This window comes from Rhizobium album (assembly GCF_003122325.1).
Lineage (GTDB): Bacteria > Pseudomonadota > Alphaproteobacteria > Rhizobiales > Rhizobiaceae > Metarhizobium > Metarhizobium album.
In genome coordinates this window covers 92,173-109,664 of sequence record NZ_QFBC01000007.1, presented here as the reverse complement: position 1 = coordinate 109,664, position 17,492 = coordinate 92,173, and the positions used below count along the sequence as shown (strand labels likewise).

At 62.2% G+C, this 17,492-nt stretch carries 17 protein-coding genes; 6 read left to right on the top strand and 11 right to left on the bottom strand.

Translation table 11 applies throughout. The features are described 5' to 3' along the window. Positions 1 to 21: 21 nt before the first annotated feature. The gene (locus DEM27_RS16735) at positions 22 to 450 is read right to left on the bottom strand and encodes an Lrp/AsnC family transcriptional regulator (protein ID WP_109459390.1); all 429 of its coding nucleotides are present in this window, start codon (positions 448 to 450) and stop codon (positions 22 to 24) included. Positions 451 to 589: 139 nt separating this feature from the next. Between DEM27_RS16735 and rocF the strand changes: the two genes are divergently transcribed. From rocF to DEM27_RS16720, 3 genes are all read left to right on the top strand, one after another. Further along, positions 590 to 1,525 (top strand): arginase, encoded by a 936-nt coding sequence (rocF, locus tag DEM27_RS16730; RefSeq protein WP_109459389.1) that lies wholly within the window; start codon positions 590 to 592, stop codon positions 1,523 to 1,525. A 206-nt stretch (positions 1,526 to 1,731) separates the two neighbouring features. Continuing rightward, the gene (locus DEM27_RS16725) at positions 1,732 to 2,208 is read left to right on the top strand and encodes a chemotaxis protein CheW (RefSeq protein ID WP_109459388.1); all 477 of its coding nucleotides are present in this window, start codon (positions 1,732 to 1,734) and stop codon (positions 2,206 to 2,208) included. 277 nt (positions 2,209 to 2,485) lie between these two features. Then, a complete protein-coding gene (locus DEM27_RS16720; RefSeq protein ID WP_109459387.1) occupies positions 2,486 to 4,186 on the top strand; it encodes a methyl-accepting chemotaxis protein in 1,701 nt (566 codons plus the stop codon). Between the two features lie 53 nt (positions 4,187 to 4,239). Here DEM27_RS16720 and DEM27_RS16715 read toward each other — a convergent pair whose 3' ends face one another. Next, on the bottom strand, positions 4,240 to 5,142 hold the full coding sequence (locus tag DEM27_RS16715; RefSeq protein WP_109459386.1) for a LysR substrate-binding domain-containing protein: 903 nt from the start codon (positions 5,140 to 5,142) through the stop codon (positions 4,240 to 4,242). A 111-nt stretch (positions 5,143 to 5,253) separates the two neighbouring features. Here DEM27_RS16715 and DEM27_RS16710 point away from each other — a divergent pair, with 111 nt between their 5' ends. After that, entirely contained in the window at positions 5,254 to 6,396 is a 1,143-nt protein-coding gene (locus DEM27_RS16710) for an iron-containing alcohol dehydrogenase (protein ID WP_109459556.1), read from the top strand. A 111-nt stretch (positions 6,397 to 6,507) separates the two neighbouring features. Continuing rightward, on the top strand, positions 6,508 to 7,632 hold the full coding sequence (locus tag DEM27_RS16705; RefSeq protein ID WP_109459385.1) for a mandelate racemase/muconate lactonizing enzyme family protein: 1,125 nt from the start codon (positions 6,508 to 6,510) through the stop codon (positions 7,630 to 7,632). Between the two features lie 84 nt (positions 7,633 to 7,716). Here DEM27_RS16705 and DEM27_RS16700 read toward each other — a convergent pair whose 3' ends face one another. From DEM27_RS16700 to DEM27_RS16660, 9 genes are all read right to left on the bottom strand, one after another. After that, positions 7,717 to 7,917, bottom strand: coding sequence for a hypothetical protein (locus DEM27_RS16700; RefSeq protein WP_109459384.1), 201 nt, complete (start codon positions 7,915 to 7,917; stop codon positions 7,717 to 7,719). Between the two features lie 198 nt (positions 7,918 to 8,115). Next, positions 8,116 to 9,834 carry an ABC transporter substrate-binding protein gene (locus DEM27_RS16695; RefSeq protein ID WP_109459383.1) on the bottom strand — a complete coding sequence of 573 codons (1,719 nt, stop codon included), beginning with the start codon at positions 9,832 to 9,834 and terminating at the stop codon, positions 8,116 to 8,118. Positions 9,835 to 9,918: 84 nt separating this feature from the next. Next, entirely contained in the window at positions 9,919 to 10,200 is a 282-nt protein-coding gene (locus tag DEM27_RS16690; RefSeq protein WP_109459382.1) for a DUF2160 domain-containing protein, read from the bottom strand. Between the two features lie 15 nt (positions 10,201 to 10,215). Further along, complete coding sequence (locus DEM27_RS16685; protein WP_109459381.1) at positions 10,216 to 11,034, bottom strand: carbohydrate ABC transporter permease; 819 nt, start codon at positions 11,032 to 11,034, stop codon at positions 10,216 to 10,218. 15 nt (positions 11,035 to 11,049) lie between these two features. Next, on the bottom strand, positions 11,050 to 11,916 hold the full coding sequence (locus DEM27_RS16680) for a carbohydrate ABC transporter permease (protein WP_109459380.1): 867 nt from the start codon (positions 11,914 to 11,916) through the stop codon (positions 11,050 to 11,052). A gap of 4 nt (positions 11,917 to 11,920) precedes the next feature. Continuing rightward, positions 11,921 to 12,991 (bottom strand): ABC transporter ATP-binding protein, encoded by a 1,071-nt coding sequence (locus tag DEM27_RS16675; RefSeq protein ID WP_109459379.1) that lies wholly within the window; start codon positions 12,989 to 12,991, stop codon positions 11,921 to 11,923. 10 nt (positions 12,992 to 13,001) lie between these two features. After that, a complete protein-coding gene (locus DEM27_RS16670; RefSeq protein ID WP_109459378.1) occupies positions 13,002 to 14,087 on the bottom strand; it encodes an ABC transporter ATP-binding protein in 1,086 nt (361 codons plus the stop codon). A gap of 63 nt (positions 14,088 to 14,150) precedes the next feature. Then, positions 14,151 to 15,671, bottom strand: coding sequence for a glycerol-3-phosphate dehydrogenase (gene glpD / locus DEM27_RS16665; protein ID WP_109459377.1), 1,521 nt, complete (start codon positions 15,669 to 15,671; stop codon positions 14,151 to 14,153). Between the two features lie 112 nt (positions 15,672 to 15,783). Further along, complete coding sequence (locus DEM27_RS16660) at positions 15,784 to 16,563, bottom strand: DeoR/GlpR family DNA-binding transcription regulator (protein ID WP_109459376.1); 780 nt, start codon at positions 16,561 to 16,563, stop codon at positions 15,784 to 15,786. Positions 16,564 to 16,691: 128 nt separating this feature from the next. Here DEM27_RS16660 and DEM27_RS16655 point away from each other — a divergent pair, with 128 nt between their 5' ends. Continuing rightward, positions 16,692 to 17,462 (top strand): SDR family NAD(P)-dependent oxidoreductase, encoded by a 771-nt coding sequence (locus DEM27_RS16655; protein WP_109459375.1) that lies wholly within the window; start codon positions 16,692 to 16,694, stop codon positions 17,460 to 17,462. The last annotated feature ends 30 nt before the right edge of the window (positions 17,463 to 17,492 follow it).

Genomic DNA, 17,492 nt, shown 5'->3' with positions numbered 1-17,492 from the left:
CTGCCCTTTTTCGTTTGCGAATCAGAAACTCGTCTTGCTGGTCTTCAGCAGAATATTGGTCTCCGTCGAGTTGATGCCTTCGATCAGGCGGATGCGGCGCAGGGTCTCGTCGAACGTCGCGAGATCGCGATCCTCCAGTTCGGCGATGAAATCCCAGCGGCCGTTGGTGCTGTGCAACGCCCGCACCTGCGGCATGCCGCGCAGCTGTTGCGCCACCTTGTCGGCAAGCTTTCCCAAAACCTCGATCATCACGATGGCTCGCACGCCGCTGGAGCGGATCTCGTGGCCGGTGCGGATGGTGAAGGCCGCGATGGTGCCGTTGGCGACCATGCGTTCGATCCTGGCGGTGACCGTTGCCCGCGAGGCGCCGGTTGCGGCGGCCAGCGAAGACAAGGGCATCCGGGCGTTGTGACGCAGGGCGCCCAGAAGATCGCGATCAAGGTCGTCCATCGGCTCTCAACATGTAAAGCTGCATTGTGCAATTTGCGCATATTGCCAGCGATTTTCGCAATTTTCCATCTATTTGCTGTCATGCAAGCTTTCCATAATGGTGCGATCGTTTTTGCTCCGTCGCTTTGCAGGATCCGCCATGAACACACGCCCCACCTCCATCACCCTGATCGGCGTCCCGCTGGAAGAGGGCGCCGGCCGTGGCGGCGCGGCCATGGGGCCGGCGGCCTTGCGGATCGCGGGTATTCGCCAGGCGCTGACCGACCTCGGGCATTCGGTTTCCGACCATGGCGACTTGCGCCCGCAGCCGGCGGCCGATCTTGCCGATCATCCCGGCGCCAACCAGTTGCAGGTGGTCGCGGCGTTCACCCGTGCGCTGGAGGCCGCGACCTACGACGTCGCCAATGCCGCCAAGCTGCCGATCGCGCTCGGTGGCGACCATGCCTTGGCCATGGGCAGCGTCTCCGGCATGGCGCGCCATGCGGCGGAAACCGGTCGACCGCTCTTCGTGCTCTGGCTGGATGCGCATGCTGATTTCAACACGCCGGACACCTCGCCTTCCGGCAATATCCACGGCATGCCGGTCGCCTTCTTCTGCGGCCAGGCGGAGTTTTCACCGATCCTGCCGGCGGGCCGTCCGCTGGTCGATCCGCGAAAAGTCTACCAGGTCGGCATTCGCTCCGTCGATCCGACCGAGCGCGAACTGGTGGCCGAACATGGCGTCAACGTCTTCGACATGCGAGCGATCGACGAACTCGGCGTTGCGGCGATTATGCGGCGAATCATAAACGAGGTCGAGGCGGTCAACGGCTTGCTGCATGTCAGCCTCGATGTCGATTTCCTCGATCCGGACCTGGCGCCGGGCGTCGGCACGACGGTCCCGGGTGGCGCCACTTTCCGCGAGGCGCATCTGGTGATGGAGATGCTGTCGGACAGCGGCCTGGTATCGTCGCTGGATATCGTCGAACTCAATCCGTTCCTCGACGACCGGGGCAAGAGCGCCCGGGTGATGGTGGAACTGACGGCCAGCCTGTTCGGCCGGCGGATTTTCGACCGCCCGACACGCGCCGCCTGATTTCGCCACGGGGTGCGCCGATACGCGCCATCGGTAACGTTAGAAGCCTTCCTTTCACCGATTTAGAATTGTGAAAGGAACTTCCGTTAAGGTTTTCCCCAGGGCGTCGGAAGGTCATGCTTTCCGCGCGTGAAAGGCAAAGGTCGTCCGTGCCATTCTGGTGCTGTCGATTCTGCCCTGGCTCAGGAACGTTGGGAAGAAATTCGATGGCTACGATCAATTCCGCCAGCTACGGCGGGGAAACCCTGGAAATCATTGCATTCCGCCTCCACGATCAGGAGTTCTGCGTCAAGACGACGACGATCCGCGAAATCCGCGGCTGGGCACCCTCGACGCCGATCCCGCATTCGCCGGCAGATGTCATCGGCGTGATGAACCTGCGCGGCTCGGTGATCCCGATCATCGACCTCGCCTACAAGCTCGGCATGAAGAGCACCGTCGCCAACGAGCGCAGCGCCATCGTCGTCGCGGAAGTCCACAACATGGTCATCGGCATGCTGGTCGACCGCGTTTCGGACATTCTGACGATCCAGAGCGGCCAGGTCCAGCCGGTTCCCGAAGTCACCGCCTCCTTCGACAAGTCCTATTCCGAAGGCATCATCGCCAATGAAAACGGCATGATCTGCTTCCTCAACCTCGCCAAGATGTTCAAGGAAAGCGAAGCCGACGAACTGGCTGCCTGATCCTCACGGAATTGTCTTCCTTCAGAACGCCCGGGCGCCATCGGCTCCCGGGCGTCTCTGTTTCGGGGTGGAAATGACAGGGAATAATTGGCTCGCTTGCTTAAATGTATTTTAACAATGTCTGATATATTTTAAATTGCATAAGAGATTTCATATTATTCCATAAGTTGTTCTTGGCCGGCCCGGTATCGGGAACCGGTGACGTTGCGTCAAGGAGTTGAACAGGCGGTAACCCGCCGATGGAACGTAGGAAACAGGATTGGGTTGGGAGACGCCGATGTTTGCATACGACTTCACCAGGGATGCCCAGCGGGTCATGGCCGCGCTCTCCAATTCGATGGCGATCATCGAGTTCGATCTGCAGGGGACCGTTCTGCACGCCAACGGAAATTTCTGCCAAACGATCGGCTACTCCCTTGCGGAGATCGTCGGCCAGCATCATCGCATGTTCTGCGATCCGGCCTATGTCGCCTCGCAGGACTATCGCGATTTCTGGGCCAAACTTGCCACCGGCAATTTCGATGCCCGTTCCTACAAGCGCATCGCCAAGGGTGGCCGGGAAATCTGGATCCAGGCAAGTTACAACCCGGTCCTGAAGAACGGCAAGCCTTACAAGATCGTCAAGTTTGCGACCGATATCACTGCGGCAAAGCAGAGGGCCGCCGAGGACGAGGGCAAGCTTGCGGCGATTTCCAAGGCGCAGGCGGTCATCGAATTCACGCCGACCGGCGAGATCCTGACGGCAAACGAGAATTTCTGCCGGACGACCGGTTACCAATTGTCGGAAATCGTCGGCAGGCATCACAGCATGTTCTGCGATCCGGCTTACGTGCGCTCGGCGGACTATGCAACGTTCTGGAAACGACTGGCTGCCGGAGAGTTTATCGCCAACGAATTCGTGCGGTACGGCAAGAATGGCGGCGAGGTCTGGATCCAGGCCGCCTACAACCCGATCGTCGATATCAGCGGCAAGGTCGTGAAGGTCGTGAAGTTTGCCACCGACGTCACGCCGCGCATGAGTGCCATCGTCGCGCTGGGAGACGGCTTGCGCGCCTTGGCGGATGGAGATTTGACGCGGCATCTCGACGACACCTTCGTTCCCAGCATGGAAAAGGTGCGTCACGACTTCAACGAGGCGAGCGAAAAGCTGCAGCAGGCGATGCTGATCGTCGGCGAGACGGCGAAATCCATCGCCGGCGGTTCGGGCGAAATCCGCTCCGCAGCCGGTGATCTCGCCCGCCGGACCGAACAGCAGGCGGCATCGGTGGAAGAAACCGCCGCAGCGATCGAAGAGATTTCCACCACCGTCACCGATACCAGCCGGCTTGCCGAAGCGGCCGGGCGGCTGGTCGCCAAGACCAAGGGCGGCGCCGAACAATCGGGGCTCGTCGTGCGCAACGCCATCGACGCCATGGGTGAGATCGAGAAGTCGTCGAAGGAGATCAACAACATCATCGGCGTCATCGACGATATCGCCTTCCAGACCAACCTGCTGGCGTTGAATGCCGGCGTCGAGGCGGCGCGGGCCGGCGAGGCGGGCAAGGGTTTTGCGGTGGTGGCGCAGGAGGTGCGTGAACTGGCGCAGCGCTCCGCCAGGGCCGCGAAAGAAATCAAGGAGCTTATCCATGGCTCCAGCGAACTGGTGAAGAACGGCGTGACCCTGGTCGACAAGACGGGCGAGGCGCTGACGGTGATCGTTTCCGAGGTCGGCCAGATCCATGGCGACATCGATGCGATCGTCCAGGGTGCCCGCGAACAGGCGACGGCGCTTCGGGAAATCAACCAGGCCGTCAACATCATCGACCAGAACACCCAGAAGAACGCCGCCATGGTTGAGGAAACGACGGCGGCAAGCAACGTGCTCGCCGAGCAGACCGAGCAGTTGGCCAGGCTTCTGAGCCAGTTCCGCCTCACGACGGCGGCGGACAGGGGCCGGGGGAACGGCGTATCGAAGCTGCGGCTCGTCGCCGGGGAGTAAATCGTGCAGCAGAGCCGGCCGACGGTCTGGCTGTCGCGGGCGCCGTCCTGGCGTTATCCTTCGGTCGCCAGCAGGCGCTGGTGCAGCTTCATGGCTTCGGCCGAAACGGTCCGGTATCGCGGCATGCCGAGATAATAACCGAAGCCGGTTTCCACCCGGTCCCGCCCAACGGCCACGAGCCTTCCCTGCTGCAGGTGCTGGGTGATCAGGCCGATGCTGCCGAGCGCGATGCCATCCCCCCGCACGGCGGCGTCGATCGCCATGAAATAGGTGGTGAAGGAAAAGCGCGGATTGACGATCCGGCGTTTCGGCGGATGCGGAATGCGGTTGAACCATTGCCGGAACGAGACCCAATGGGCGTTGAAACGCTCGTAGTCGATGAGATCGAGGCCGGCAATGTCGTCCGCCGTCAGCGATGCGGCCGCAAGCCCCCTTGCTTCCAGATAGGTGGGCGATGCCACGGGCACGAGGGTTTCTTTCATCAGCAATCCCAGATCCCAGCGCGGGTGCTCGCCGGTGGAATAGAGGATGACGAGATCGTTGGTTTCCGACGCCAGTTCGGAGGGCGAATCCGTCGTCAGCAGCCGAACGGAAACCGAAGGGTTTTCGATGCTGAACGCCCTCAGATGCTCGCCAAGCCAGAGATGAGACACCGAACCGCTGGCGGCGATCGAAATAATTTCCGGCGCGCCGCCGCGAAACGGCTCCAGGCTTTCCTCCAGATATTCCAGCGTGGCCCGCACCCGCTGGAACAATCGTTCGCCTGCAGCGGTCAGGGCAAGGTTGCGGCCGCGGCGGGTGAACAGCGGCACGCCCAATTGGTCCTCGAGCCCCTTGATGCGATGGCTGACGGCCGCCTGGGTGATGTTCAACTCGCGCCCGGCACGCGAAAAATTCATGAACCGGCAGGCGGCATCGAAAACGCGGAAGGCCTCCAGCGGGATTCGGTCGAGCATGGCTTCTCCATAAATTGAAGTTATCCAATTACCCTAGAAAAGCCCGGATTTGAATAGTTGAGCTTGTAGTGCAGAGTGTTGCTCGAACCGAACTCTTACGGAACGATGCCCGTGCAATTCACCACCTCCTTCATCCCGGAAATCCGTTTTTCCGCCGGCAGCGCTGCCCAGATCGCGCCCGCGGCCAGATCTTTCGGCGCCACGCGCGCCCTCGTCGTCATGGATGGTTTCCTGGCGCAATCCGGCTTCGGCGAAAGGCTGCGGCAGGAACTCGAAGCCGAGGGTGTTGCCGCCGCGATCTTTTCCGATTTTTCCGGCGAACCGAAGCTGGCGCACCTGCACGCGGCGATCAAGGCGGCCGATGGCGCCGGACTGGTGATCGGCGTCGGCGGCGGCTCTGCGCTCGATATCGCAAAAATTGTCGCCTGTTGCGCGGCCTCGGGCGAGGACCCGATGTTTTACGCGCTGGCGGCCCATCCGCTGCCGAAAAATCCGCTCAAGAAGATCATGGTGCCAACGACGGCCGGCACCGGTTCGGAAACCTCCGCCACCAACATCTTCGCCGGTCCGGAAGGCAAGAAGCTGTGGATCTGGGGGGCGGAGACGAAGGCCGACCTGGTGATCCTCGATCCGGCGCTGACGGTGTCCCTGCCGGCGCACCTGACGGCCTGGTGCGGCCTCGACGCCTTCATCCACGCCTTCGAGGCCTCGACCAACCGCAATGCCCATGCCGGCGGCAGGTTTTACGGCCATGAAGCGTTGCGGCTTTTGACAGGCGCACTGGAAACTGCGGTGAAGGAGCCGGAAAACCTGGAGGCGCGCGGAAAAGTGCTGCTCGGCTCCTGTTATGCCGGTATCGCAATCGACAATTGCGGCACGGCGATTGCCCACAACATCAGTCACGCGTTGGCCGGATTGGCGCCGGTGCATCACGGCCTTGCCACCGCACTCGGTTTCGAGGCGACGCTTGCATGGCTGGTAGAGGCGGATACGGACGATCTGAATGCGGCTGCGCGTGCCTGCGGCCTCGCCGACGTCGCCGCTTTGCCGGACTTCGTTTCGAACTGGATGACCCGCTGCGGCATCGTCCGTGCCTTGCCGGAAAGTTTCGGGGGTGTCACGGCCGCCGCGCTTGCCGCGGAAATGCGGGCAGCGGAAAACCTGCCGATGCGCCGCTCGACCATTCGCGACGTCACGGATGGCGATATCGACGATTTCGCTGCCGCCATGCTCGCGCTGGCGAAAGGTCAATAGGATGGCCCTTGCCGACCACCCGCGACCGGCGGTCGTCCATCCACGCCCGATACGGCGATCGCGGCGAGGGGGAGCGTTGTTACGGCTGAAAATGGAGCAGGGAGGGACCCCATGAGCAAGATCGTATCCATCGAGATCACCCACCACCGCCTCGCCCTCGACCCGGCTTTCAAGGCCAGCTGGGATGGCCGGCCGCGCAAACATTTCGATGCGACCATCGTCCGCGTGCGCGACGACGAGGGCCGGGAGGGCATCGGTTCGGGCGATCTGATGAAAGGCTTCGAGGGGCACGAAGACCTGTTCATCGGCCAGGACCCGCGCCATCTCGAACGCCATTATGAAGTGCTGTCGCACATTAACTTCCACTACGGCCGCTGCTGGCCGATGGACCTGGCGCTCTGGGATCTGTCGGGCAAGATCACCGGCGAGCCGGTCTGGCGTTTGCTGGGTGGCCGGGCCGACAAGGTGCGTCTTTACGCCTCCTCGGGCGTGTTGCGCGCACCGGCTGCCATGGCCGAGCAGGCAGAGCGGTATATCGAGGAGGGTTTTGCGGCGATGAAGGTGCGCTTTTCCTCATCGGCCGGCGGCCGTGGCGGCTGGAAGGCGGATGTCAAGGCGCTGGAGGCGATCCGCGCCCGCGTCGGCGATCGGCTGGAACTGATGGTCGATTGCAACCAGGGTTGGCGCATGCCCTGGGACACGACGCTTCCCTGGACCTTCAAGGATGCGCTGGCCGTGGCGAGGGAGCTGGAACGGCTCGGCATCTACTGGATGGAGGAGCCGCTGTTTCGCTCCGACCGCAAGGGCATGCGGCGGCTTGCCGATGCCACCGGCCTGCGCATCGCCGGCGGCGAGTTGACCCGCGAACTCTACGAATTCCGCGATATCATCGAAGAACGCGCTTTCGACGTCATCCAGCCGGACGTGGCGCTGGTCGGCGGCATCACCGGTTGCCGCAGGCTTGCCTGGCAGGCGCGCGAAGCGGGCGTGATGATGACGCCGCATTCCTGGACCAACGGCATCGGCGTGCTCGCCAACGCCCACTTGACCGCCGGCTGCGGCGACGCCCCGTTCCTCGAATATCCCTATGACAATCCGGAATGGAGCGAGGCGCGTCGCGATTATCCGATGGTCTCGCCGTTGAAACACAAGGATGGCTGGCTGGAACTGGGCGAAGCCCCCGGCCTCGGCATCGTCCTCGACGAGGAACGGCTGAAGGCGACACGCATCGCGTAACGACGCACTGCCAGCAACACTCCGGCCCGGATGCAGGGAACATCCGGGCCGAAGTGGGAGGTCTATGGTATCAGCTGCCGTGGATCAGTGGCAGACGCGGATCTTCTTGATGTAGACGTTGCCGTAATAATCGTAGGTGCGGATCTTCTTGATGAAGCAGCTCGGACGGTAGTCGTAGCTGTCGTAGGACTGGTAGCCACCGTAGTAGCCGCCGGCGAGGGACGGTGCGGCAAACGAAACGACGAGAGTGGCGGCAGTGGCAGCGGCGAGAAGGAAGTTGCGCATGGTCGGCTCCTATTGTTCGGGTTGTTGGCTTCGGTGGATCGGTTTGTCTGTCTGTGTGGATGTGTTCGTCTCATCCAGTGACCCGACTATGCCACCGCGCCCCGCACCGCGCTGTTCCGCCCGGAACAGGCATCCCCGAAAACAAAAACGCCCGGAAGCCGAAGCTCCCGGGCGCGTTCATGTCGAGAAAGCTGTGGCTTACTGCCAGCTCTTGACCAGCTCGTCGTAGTTGACGGTGAGCGGCTTTTCTTTTTCGTTCTCGATCTTCAGCTGCGGCGCGAGGTTGCCCTTTGCGACGGCATCCTTGTTCCAGTATTCGAGGTCATGCTCTTCGGCGAGCTTCGGGCCGATATCGCCCTGGACACCGGCGCGTTCGAGGCGCTGCAGCACCTTTTCCTGCTCGGCGCACAGCGAGTCCATCGCTTCCTGCGCGGTCTTGGCACCCGACGACGCATCGCCGATCGCCTGCCACCACAGCTGTGCCAGCTTCGGATAGTCCGGGATGTTCGTACCGGTCGGCGACCACTGGACGCGGGCCGGCGAACGGTAGAACTCGATCAGGCCGCCGAGTTTCGGTGCGCGATCGGTAAAGGACTGGTGGCGGATCGACGATTCGCGGATCAGCGTCAGACCGACCTGGCTCTTCTTGACGTCAACCGTCTTGGAGACGACGAACTGGGCGTAGAGCCATGCGGCCTTGGCGCGATCGTCCGGGGTCGACTTCAGCAGCGTCCAGGAACCGACGTCCTGGTAACCGAGTTTCATGCCGTCCTTCCAGTAGACGCCATGCGGGCTTGGCGCAAAACGCCACTTCGGCGTACCGTCGGCATTGACCACCGGCAGGCCGTCCTTGACGAAGTCGGCGGTGAACGCCGTGTAGGTGAACATCTGCTGTGCCACTTCGCCCTGCGCCGGGACCGGGCCGGCTTCGCCGAAGGTCATGCCCTGGGCAGCGGCCGGTGCATAGGCCTTCAACCAGTCGAGGTACTTCTGGATGGCGTAGACCGAAGCCGGGCCGTTGGTATCGCCGCCGCGGGCGACGCACGAACCGACCGGACGCGACTTCTCGTCGACCTTGATGCCCCATTCGTCGACGGGCAGGCCGTTCGGCAGGCCCTTGTCGCCGTTGCCGGCCATCGACAGCCAGGCGTCGGTGAAGCGCCAGCCGAGCGACGGGTCCTTCTTGCCGTAGTCCATGTGACCATAGACCTTCTTGCCGTCGATCTCGCGGCCGGTGAAGAATTCGGCGATGTCTTCGTACGCCGACCAGTTGACCGGAACGCCGAGATCGTAGCCGTACTTCGCCTTGAAGTCGGCCTTGTTCTTCTCGTCGTTGAACCAGTCGTAGCGGAACCAGTAGAGGTTGGCGAACTGCTGGTCGGGCAGCTGGTAGAGATCGCCGTCCGGAGCGGTGGTGAACTTCAGGCCGATGAAGTCGTCGAGGTCGAGGCCGGGATTGGTGACGTCCTTGCCTTCGTTGGCCATCCACTTGGTCAGCGAACGGGCCTGCTGGTAGCGCCAATGGGTGCCGATCAGGTCCGAGTCGTTGACATAGGCGTCGTAGACGTTTTCGCCCGACTGCATCTGGGTCTGCAGCTTCTCGACGACGTCGCCTTCGCCGATCAGGTCGTGGGTGATCTTGATGCCGGTGATTTCGGAAAACGCCTTGGCGAGAACCTTGGATTCGTATTCATGCGTGGTGATGGTTTCGGATACCACCTTGATGTCCATGCCGGCAAACGGTTTTGCCGCATCGATGAACCACTGCATTTCCTTTTCCTGGTCGGCGCGCGAAAGGCTGGATACATCGCCGATTTCCGCGTCCAGGAACTTCTTTGCCTCGTCCATGCCGGCGTATGCCGAACCGGTCAAAGCCAGCAGCATCGCTGCCGTCGTCGTCAAAAGATGCCGTCGCATGCTCTTCCTCCCTAAGGTTGTTGCGATTGCAGTTCTTGGTCCTCCAAAGGAGGCCGGAAGCCGGCCACCCCCTATTCGCTTGCCTCAGACGGTCTTGAATACGCCGATGGCGTAGATGACGCTGAGGGCAAGAGCCCACCACAGGTTGGGTCCGACAAGACCCAGCCATGCGAGATGAATGAATGCCGATCCGAGCAGCGAGATGAACAGCCGGTCGCCGCGCGTCGTCTCGAAGCGCAGGATGCCGACCCGCGGATTGCCGCCGGGCGAAAAATATTCCCAGACCGCCATGCCGATCAGCAGGGCGAAAATGGTGATGAAGAACAGGGCCGTGGGCAGCGTCCAGGCCATCCAGGAAAAGTTCATGGGATCAACCTCCTCTTAGACGCGGCCGAGCGCAAAACCCTTGGCGATGTAGTTGCGGACGAAATAGATGACGAGCGCGCCGGGAATGATGGTCAGCACGCCGGCCGCCGCCAGCACGCCCCAATCCATGCCCGAGGCCGATACCGTGCGCGTCATGATCGCCGAGATCGGCTTGGCGGCCGTGGTCGTCAGCGTCCGGGCGAGCAAGAGCTCCACCCAGGAGAACATGAAGCAGAAGAAGGCGGCGACACCGATGCCCGAGGCGATCAACGGCATGAAGATCTTGACGAAGAAACGCGGGAACGAATAGCCGTCGATATAAGCCGTCTCGTCGATCTCCTTCGGCACGCCCGACATGAAGCCTTCGAGGATCCACACCGCCAGCGGCACGTTGAACAGGCAGTGGGCGATGGCGACCGCAATATGCGTGTCGATCAGGCCGAAAGCCGAATAGAGCTGGAAGAACGGCAGGGCGAAGACGGCGGGCGGCGCCATGCGGTTGGTGAGCAGCCAGAAGAACAGGTGCTTGTCGCCGAGGAAGCGATAGCGCGAGAAGGCATAGGCCGCCGGCAATGCCGCCGCCACCGAAATCACCGTGTTCAGGCAGACGTAGATGATCGAGTTGATATAGCCGTTGTACCAGGAGGGATCGGTGAAGATCACCATGTAGTTCCTGAGCGTCGGGTTCATCGGCCATAACGAGAAGGAGCCGGTGATCTCGGCGTTTTCCTTGAAGCTCATGTTGACCAGCCAGTAGATCGGCAGGAGCAGAAAGATGATGTAGAGGGTCGGCACCAGGAAGGAGAGCTTCTCGCCGGTCGTCTTGTGGCTCATGGTCGGTCTCCTTTCTTACTTGGCCGCGTCGCCCGATGTCATGACGGTGTAGAACACCCATGACAGGAGCAGGATGATGAGGAAGTAGATGATCGACATCGCCGCTGCCGGGCCGAGGTCGAACTGGCCGACCGCCATCTTGACGAGGTCGATCGACAGGAAGGTGGTGGAATTGCCGGGGCCGCCGCCGGTGACGACGAAGGGTTCGGTGTAGATCATGAAGCTGTCCATGAAGCGCAGCAGCACGGCAATCAACAGCACGCGATTCATCTTCGGCAATTGAATGTAGCGGAAGACGGACCAGCGCGAGGCGCCATCGATCTTGGCCGCCTGGTAATAGGCATCCGGGATCGAGACGAGGCCGGCATAGCACAGGAGCACGACAAGGCTCGTCCAGTGCCAGACGTCCATGACGATGATGGTGATCCAGGCGGCGGTCGGGCTCTGGACGTAGTTGTAATCGATGCCGACCGCTTCCAGCGTATGGCCGAGCAGGCCGATGTCGACGCGGCCGAAGATCTGCCAGATGGTGCCGACGACGTTCCACGGGATCAGCAGCGGCAGCGCCATCAGCACCAGGCAGACCGGCACGCCGAGCCCCTTCTTCGGCATGTTGAGCGCAATCAGGATGCCGAGCGGGATCTCGATCGCCAGGATGACCAGCGAGAAGATCAGGTTGCGCAACAGCGCATTCCAGAACCGGTCGGAGGCGAGCATTTCGGAGAACCAGTCGGTGCCGGCCCAGAAAAACTCGTTGTTGCCAAAGGTATCCTGCACTGAATAGTTGACGACCGTCATCAGCGGGATGACGGCGGAGAAGGCGACGAGCACCAGCACCGGCAGGACGAGAAACCAGGCCTTGTTGTTCCAGGTCTTTTCCATGATCTCAGGCCTCCCGACCGACACGCCAGCTGTCGGCGTAGATGCTGATGGCGGACGGATCGAAACGGACGCGGGCGTCGGCCGGTATCTCGCCGTCCTCCGGCACGACGATGGCGACCGGATGTCCGGAGAAACGGGCGCGAACGATCTTCTGGCGGCCGATATCCTCGACCTTGGTGACCTCGATCGGCATGCCGTCGCGTCCGAGACGGATGAATTCCGGCCGGATGCCGAGTTCGGTCTTCTTGGCCGAACCGATGTTCGGGGCGTAATCGAGCTGGATGGTCTCGGCGCCGATGGTGACGGCGCTACCGTCGACGGCGGCGGGCAACACGTTCATGCCGGGCGAGCCGATGAAATAGCCGACGAAGGTATGGCTCGGCCTTTCGAACAGCTCCGCCGGCGTGCCGATCTGCACGATCTCGCCGTCATACATGACGACGACCTTGTCGGCGAAGGTCAGCGCTTCCGTCTGGTCGTGGGTGACGTAGACCATGGTGAAGCCGAACTGGCGGTGCAGCCGCTTCAGCTGCGAGCGCAGCACCCATTTCATATGCGGGTCGATGACCGTCAGCGGTTCGTCGAACAGGATGGCGCTGACGTCGTTGCGCACCAGGCCGCGGCCGAGCGAAATCTTCTGCTTCTGGTCGGCGGTGAGCCGCTGCGCCTTGCGGTTCGCCCAGCTCGACAGGTCGATCATCTCGAGGATGTCGCGGACGCGGCGATCGACTTCGGCTTCCGGAACGCGGCGGTTGCGCAGGGGGAAGGCCAGGTTGTCGTAGACGGTCATGGTGTCGTAGATGACCGGGAACTGGAAGACCTGGGCGATGTTGCGCCGCTCCGTCGGCAGTTGCGTGACGTCGGTGCCGTCGAACAGGATGCGGCCTTCGGATGGCGTCACCAGGCCGGAAATGATGTTGAGCAGCGTGGTCTTGCCGCAGCCGGACGGTCCCAGCAGCGCATAGGCGCCGCCGTCGTTCCATTCGTGATGCACTTCCTTCAGCGCGTAGTCCTGCGGCGAGGATGGTTTCGGGCCGTAGGCGTGGCGGATATGGTCGAGTGTGATGCGTGCCATGATCTTCTCCTCACGCCGCCCTGGCCGGTGCGGCGGCGATTGCCTGGCCATCGCCGGCAAAAGCCATCAGGTGGCGCGTGTCGAGATAAACGTCGATCGGTTTGTCGGGCTCGATGTCGTGGATGCCGTGTTCCAGCATCACCCAGCGCGCGCCGGCGAAATCGACATGCACGAAACTTTCCGAACCGGTGATTTCCGAAACCAGCGTGCGGACGCTGAGCCGCGCATCGCCGTCCTGCCCTGCCGGGGTAAGCGCGAGATGATGCGGGTGGAAGGCGATGGTCACCGGCCCGTCGGCGATAGCGGCCAGATGGGCGGGAACGGCAAAGGCTTCGGTATCGTGCTTGAGAAAATGGCCGTTCGCCTTGACGACTTCGATGATGTTCAGCGGCGGATCGGCAAAGGTCCGGGCGGTGACGAGATCGGACGGACGGCGGTAGACGTCGATCGTCCGGCCGAACTGGGTGATGCGGCCCTGGCTCAGCGTCGCCGTGTTGCCGCCGAGCAGCAGGGCTTCGGAAGGCTCCGTGGTGGCGTAGACGAAGATGGCGCCGGAGGCTGCGAAGATGCGCGGCAGCTCTTCGCGCAGTTCCTCGCGCAGCTTGTAGTCGAGGTTGGCGAGCGGCTCGTCGAGCAGCACCAGGCTGGCATTCTTGACGATGGCGCGCGCCAGCGCCGTACGTTGCTGCTGGCCGCCGGAGAGGCTGAGCGGCGTGCGGTCGAGATAGGGCGTCAGCCGCAGCAGTTCCGCCGCCTTGCGCACCTCGCGGTCGATGGTTGCCGTATCCTTGCCCGAGATCCGCATCGGCGAAGCGATGTTTTCATAGACCGTCAGGGCCGGATAATTGATGAACTGCTGATAGACCATGGCGACGTTGCGGTCCTGCACGCGCACGCCGGTGACATCCTTGCCGTCGAAATGGATGGAGCCGCCGGTCGGCTTGTCCAGCCCCGCCATCAGCCGCATCAGCGACGTCTTGCCGGACAGGGTCGGCCCCAGCAGAACGTTCAGCGTTCCCCGTTCGAGAACGAGATCGCTCGGGTGAATGTGATATTCACCGCCGACCGTCTTCGACACATTGCGCAATTCGAGCATGAGCTCCTCAGGCCTCCTCCAAACCTTTGACGATATTCCGACTGACGGGCCGACCGAAACCGGTCAGGCCGCAGACGATGCGGTCGATGTCGTCATGTAATTCTCCAAAGCTGCCGCTTCCTCGGGCGACAGGTACAGTCCGCGCTTGGTGCGGCGCCACAACACGTCTTCGGCGTGCCGCGCCCACTCTTTTTCCATCAGCCAGCGCACTTCGCATTCATAGAGATCGCTGCCGAAATGCCGGCCGAGATCGGCAGCAGTTTTGGCATTGCCGAGCAGCGCCGAAGCCTTGGTGCCGTATAGGCGAACCAGCCGGCGGGCATGCTTTTCCGCCAGGAAGGTATAGGCAGACGAAAGCTTGCGCACTTCCACCTCGTATCCCGTCGCTGCAAAATCGCCGCCGGGCAGGGATGACTTTGCCGTCCAGGCCGGACCCTTGGCGCCGATCGTCTCGCCGATCTTTTCCAGGGCATGTTCCGCCAGCCGGCGATAGGTGGTGAGCTTGCCGCCGAAAACGTTGAGCAGCGGCGCTTCGCCCGAACCGCCCTCGACCTTCAGCACGTAGTCGCGCGTTGCCTCCTGCGCCTTGGAAGCGCCGTCATCGAAGAGCGGGCGAACGCCGGAATAGCTCCAGACGATATCCTCCGGCCGCACCGGCTCGGCAAAATATTCGCTGGCGGCACGGCAGAGATAGGTCGTCTCTTCCTCCGAGATCTTCACGTTGCGCGGATCGTCGGTGTAGTCGCGGTCCGTCGTGCCGATCAGGGTGAAATCATTCTCGTAGGGAATGGCGAAGATGATGCGGTTGTCGGGATTCTGGAAAAAATAGGCGCGCGGATCGTCGAACTTGCGGCGCACGACGATGTGGCTGCCCTGCACCAGCCGGACATTGTGGACATTGTTCTTGCCGACGGCGCCGGCAAGCACCTGGTCCACCCAGGGACCGGCGGCATTGACCAGCATGCGGGCGCGGACCTGCCGTATCGCACCGCTTTCGGTATCCTTGACCTCGATCGTCCAGGCGCCCTGTTCGCGGCGGGCCGAGGTGACCTTGCTGCGGTTGAGGATCGTCGCGCCCCGGTCCGCGGCATCGCGGGCGTTGAGCACCACCATGCGGGCATCGTCGACCCAGCCGTCGGAATATTCGAAGGCGCGGGTGAACAGCGGCTTCAGCGGCTTGCCGGCCGGATCGCGGCGCATGTCGAGCGACCGCGTCGCCGGCAACAGCTTGCGGCCGCCGAGATGATCGTACAGAAACAGGCCGAGGCGAATGAGCCAGGCCGGACGGATGCCGCCCTTGTGGAACGGCAGAACGAACCGCATCGGCCAGATGATGTGCGGCGCCATGACCCACAAGATCTCGCGCTCCATCAGCGCCTCGCGCACCAGCCGGAATTCGTAATGTTCGAGATAACGCAATCCGCCATGGATCAGCTTGGTGGCGGCAGAAGAGGTGCCCGACGCAAAATCCTTCATTTCGGCCAGTGCGACCGAATAACCACGGCCGACGGCATCGCGGGCAATGCCGCAGCCGTTGATGCCGCCACCGATGACGAACAGATCGTACACCGCTTCTTCGGACAATTCCGTCTCCCCCCACTCCATTTCGCACTGCACAAATTTACGCATTTGCGAAAGTGAAATCAGTTAAAACGAAAACAATACGAATGTCAAACGAATGAAAGAGAATCGAAAATTATTCTGAAGCGATATGTCTCTCGGTTTCGATCAACTGCACGTCGTGTTCGGCGCAGATCGAATGGATGGATGCGATCGGACACCGGTCGGTGATGAAGGTGTTGACCTGGGAGAGGTGGCCGATGCGCACCGGCGCGTTGCGGTCGAACTTCGTCGAATCGGAGACGAGGATGACGTTGCGGGCATTGGCGATGATAGCCTGGGCCACCTTCACTTCCCGGAAATCATAGTCGAGAAGCGCGCCGTCATGGTCGATGGCCGAGGCGCCGATGACGGCAAAGTCCACCTTGAACTGCCGGATGAAATCCACCGCCGCCTCGCCGACGATGCCGCCGTCCGAGCCACGCACGACGCCGCCGGCAATCACCACCTCTATCGAGGGAAATATGCGCAAGCGATTGGCGACATTGATATTATTGGTGATGATCATCAGCTCGTGATGATCGAGCAGCGCTTCTCCGACCGCTTCCGTCGTCGTTCCGATATTGATGAACAGCGAGGTATTGTTGGGAATGAGGGCGGCTGCCGCCCGCCCGATCGCCTGCTTTTCGGGGGCCGCGATCGAGCGGCGGGCTTCGTATTTGACGTTTTCCGTGCCGCTCGGGAAAATGGCGCCGCCGTGAACGCGGGTCAGCGCGCGGCCTTCGCAGAGATCGTTGAGGTCCTTGCGGATGGTCTGCGGCGTTACCGAAAACCGCACGGCCAGTTCCTCCACCAGCACCCGGCCCTCGAGTTTGGCGATATCCAGAATCTCCGACTGGCGTCCCGTCAGAAACATCGCTCCTCCCCTCCTGCATTTTCGTTTTTCTTCATAATAGGACAAAGCGAAAATAGCGCAATCTCGCGACATTCATATTGCCGGGCGGCACGATGCCGGGCAATCTAGGAGAAGACAAGGAGGAGACCATGTTTCACCCAAAACTGTTTGAAGGCCGCAACGTCGTGGTCACCGGCGCCGGTCGCGGCATCGGGCTTGAAGTGGCGCGCCTGTTTCTCGACTGCGGTGCGCATGTGCTCGTCCATGTCGGTCGCACGCCGGGCGGGGCGCTGCCCGATTTCCTGCTGGAAGCCCAGGCCGAGCGCCGCGCCTTTCTGGTGGCGGCCGATTTTCTCGTGGAAGAGGGTGTGAGGCAGTTCGCCTCCGCGGTGCAGGACCGGTTCGATGCCGTGCATGTGCTGGTCAACAATGCCGGGACGATGGTGGGCCGTTTTCCGGCCGACGAACTGACCGACGACCAGTACGAAACGGTGGTGCAGCTCAACCAGAACTCCGTCGTCGGGCTGACGCGCGATCTCCTGCCGATGATGAAAAAGACGGGCGATGCCGCGATCGTCAATACCGTGTCGATCTCCGCGCTCACCGGCGGCAGTCCCGGTTCGGCCATCTATTCGGCCTCGAAAGCCTTCGTTTCCACCTATTCGAAGGCGCTGGCGCGGGAACTGGCGCCCTCAGGCATCCGCGTCAACTGCGTTTCCCCCGGCACCATCGCCACGGATTTCCATGAACGCTATTCCTCGGCCGAAAAGCTGGAGGCGACCCGCAAGACGATCCCGCTGCAACGCCTCGGAACGCCGGAGGATTGTGCCCCGGCCTATCTGTTCCTCGCCGCCGGCAGCCTGTCCGGTTACATCACCGGACAGGTGATCGAGATCAACGGCGGCCAGCTGATCTGCTGAAACCAGCGGCCATCGGGAATGTCCCGTGAG

Excerpts from the sequence above, each read along its gene's own strand:
- DEM27_RS16700 (WP_109459384.1), bottom strand. The coding sequence starts at position 7,917 with ATGCGCAACTTCCTTCTCGCCGCTGCCACTGCCGCCACTCTCGTCGTT.
- DEM27_RS16660 (WP_109459376.1), bottom strand. The coding sequence starts at position 16,563 with ATGTTTCTGACGGGACGCCAGTCGGAGATTCTGGATATCGCCAAACTC.
- DEM27_RS16705 (WP_109459385.1), top strand. The coding sequence starts at position 6,508 with ATGAGCAAGATCGTATCCATCGAGATCACCCACCACCGCCTCGCCCTC.
- DEM27_RS16670 (WP_109459378.1), bottom strand. The coding sequence starts at position 14,087 with ATGCTCGAATTGCGCAATGTGTCGAAGACGGTCGGCGGTGAATATCAC.
- DEM27_RS16695 (WP_109459383.1), bottom strand. The coding sequence starts at position 9,834 with ATGCGACGGCATCTTTTGACGACGACGGCAGCGATGCTGCTGGCTTTG.
- DEM27_RS16735 (WP_109459390.1), bottom strand. The coding sequence starts at position 450 with ATGGACGACCTTGATCGCGATCTTCTGGGCGCCCTGCGTCACAACGCC.
- DEM27_RS16725 (WP_109459388.1), top strand. The coding sequence starts at position 1,732 with ATGGCTACGATCAATTCCGCCAGCTACGGCGGGGAAACCCTGGAAATC.
- DEM27_RS16675 (WP_109459379.1), bottom strand. The coding sequence starts at position 12,991 with ATGGCACGCATCACACTCGACCATATCCGCCACGCCTACGGCCCGAAA.
- DEM27_RS16680 (WP_109459380.1), bottom strand. The coding sequence starts at position 11,916 with ATGGAAAAGACCTGGAACAACAAGGCCTGGTTTCTCGTCCTGCCGGTG.
- DEM27_RS16690 (WP_109459382.1), bottom strand. The coding sequence starts at position 10,200 with ATGAACTTTTCCTGGATGGCCTGGACGCTGCCCACGGCCCTGTTCTTC.
- DEM27_RS16685 (WP_109459381.1), bottom strand. The coding sequence starts at position 11,034 with ATGAGCCACAAGACGACCGGCGAGAAGCTCTCCTTCCTGGTGCCGACC.
- DEM27_RS16715 (WP_109459386.1), bottom strand. The coding sequence starts at position 5,142 with ATGCTCGACCGAATCCCGCTGGAGGCCTTCCGCGTTTTCGATGCCGCC.
- DEM27_RS16720 (WP_109459387.1), top strand. The coding sequence starts at position 2,486 with ATGTTTGCATACGACTTCACCAGGGATGCCCAGCGGGTCATGGCCGCG.
- DEM27_RS16655 (WP_109459375.1), top strand. The coding sequence starts at position 16,692 with ATGTTTCACCCAAAACTGTTTGAAGGCCGCAACGTCGTGGTCACCGGC.
- rocF (WP_109459389.1), top strand. The coding sequence starts at position 590 with ATGAACACACGCCCCACCTCCATCACCCTGATCGGCGTCCCGCTGGAA.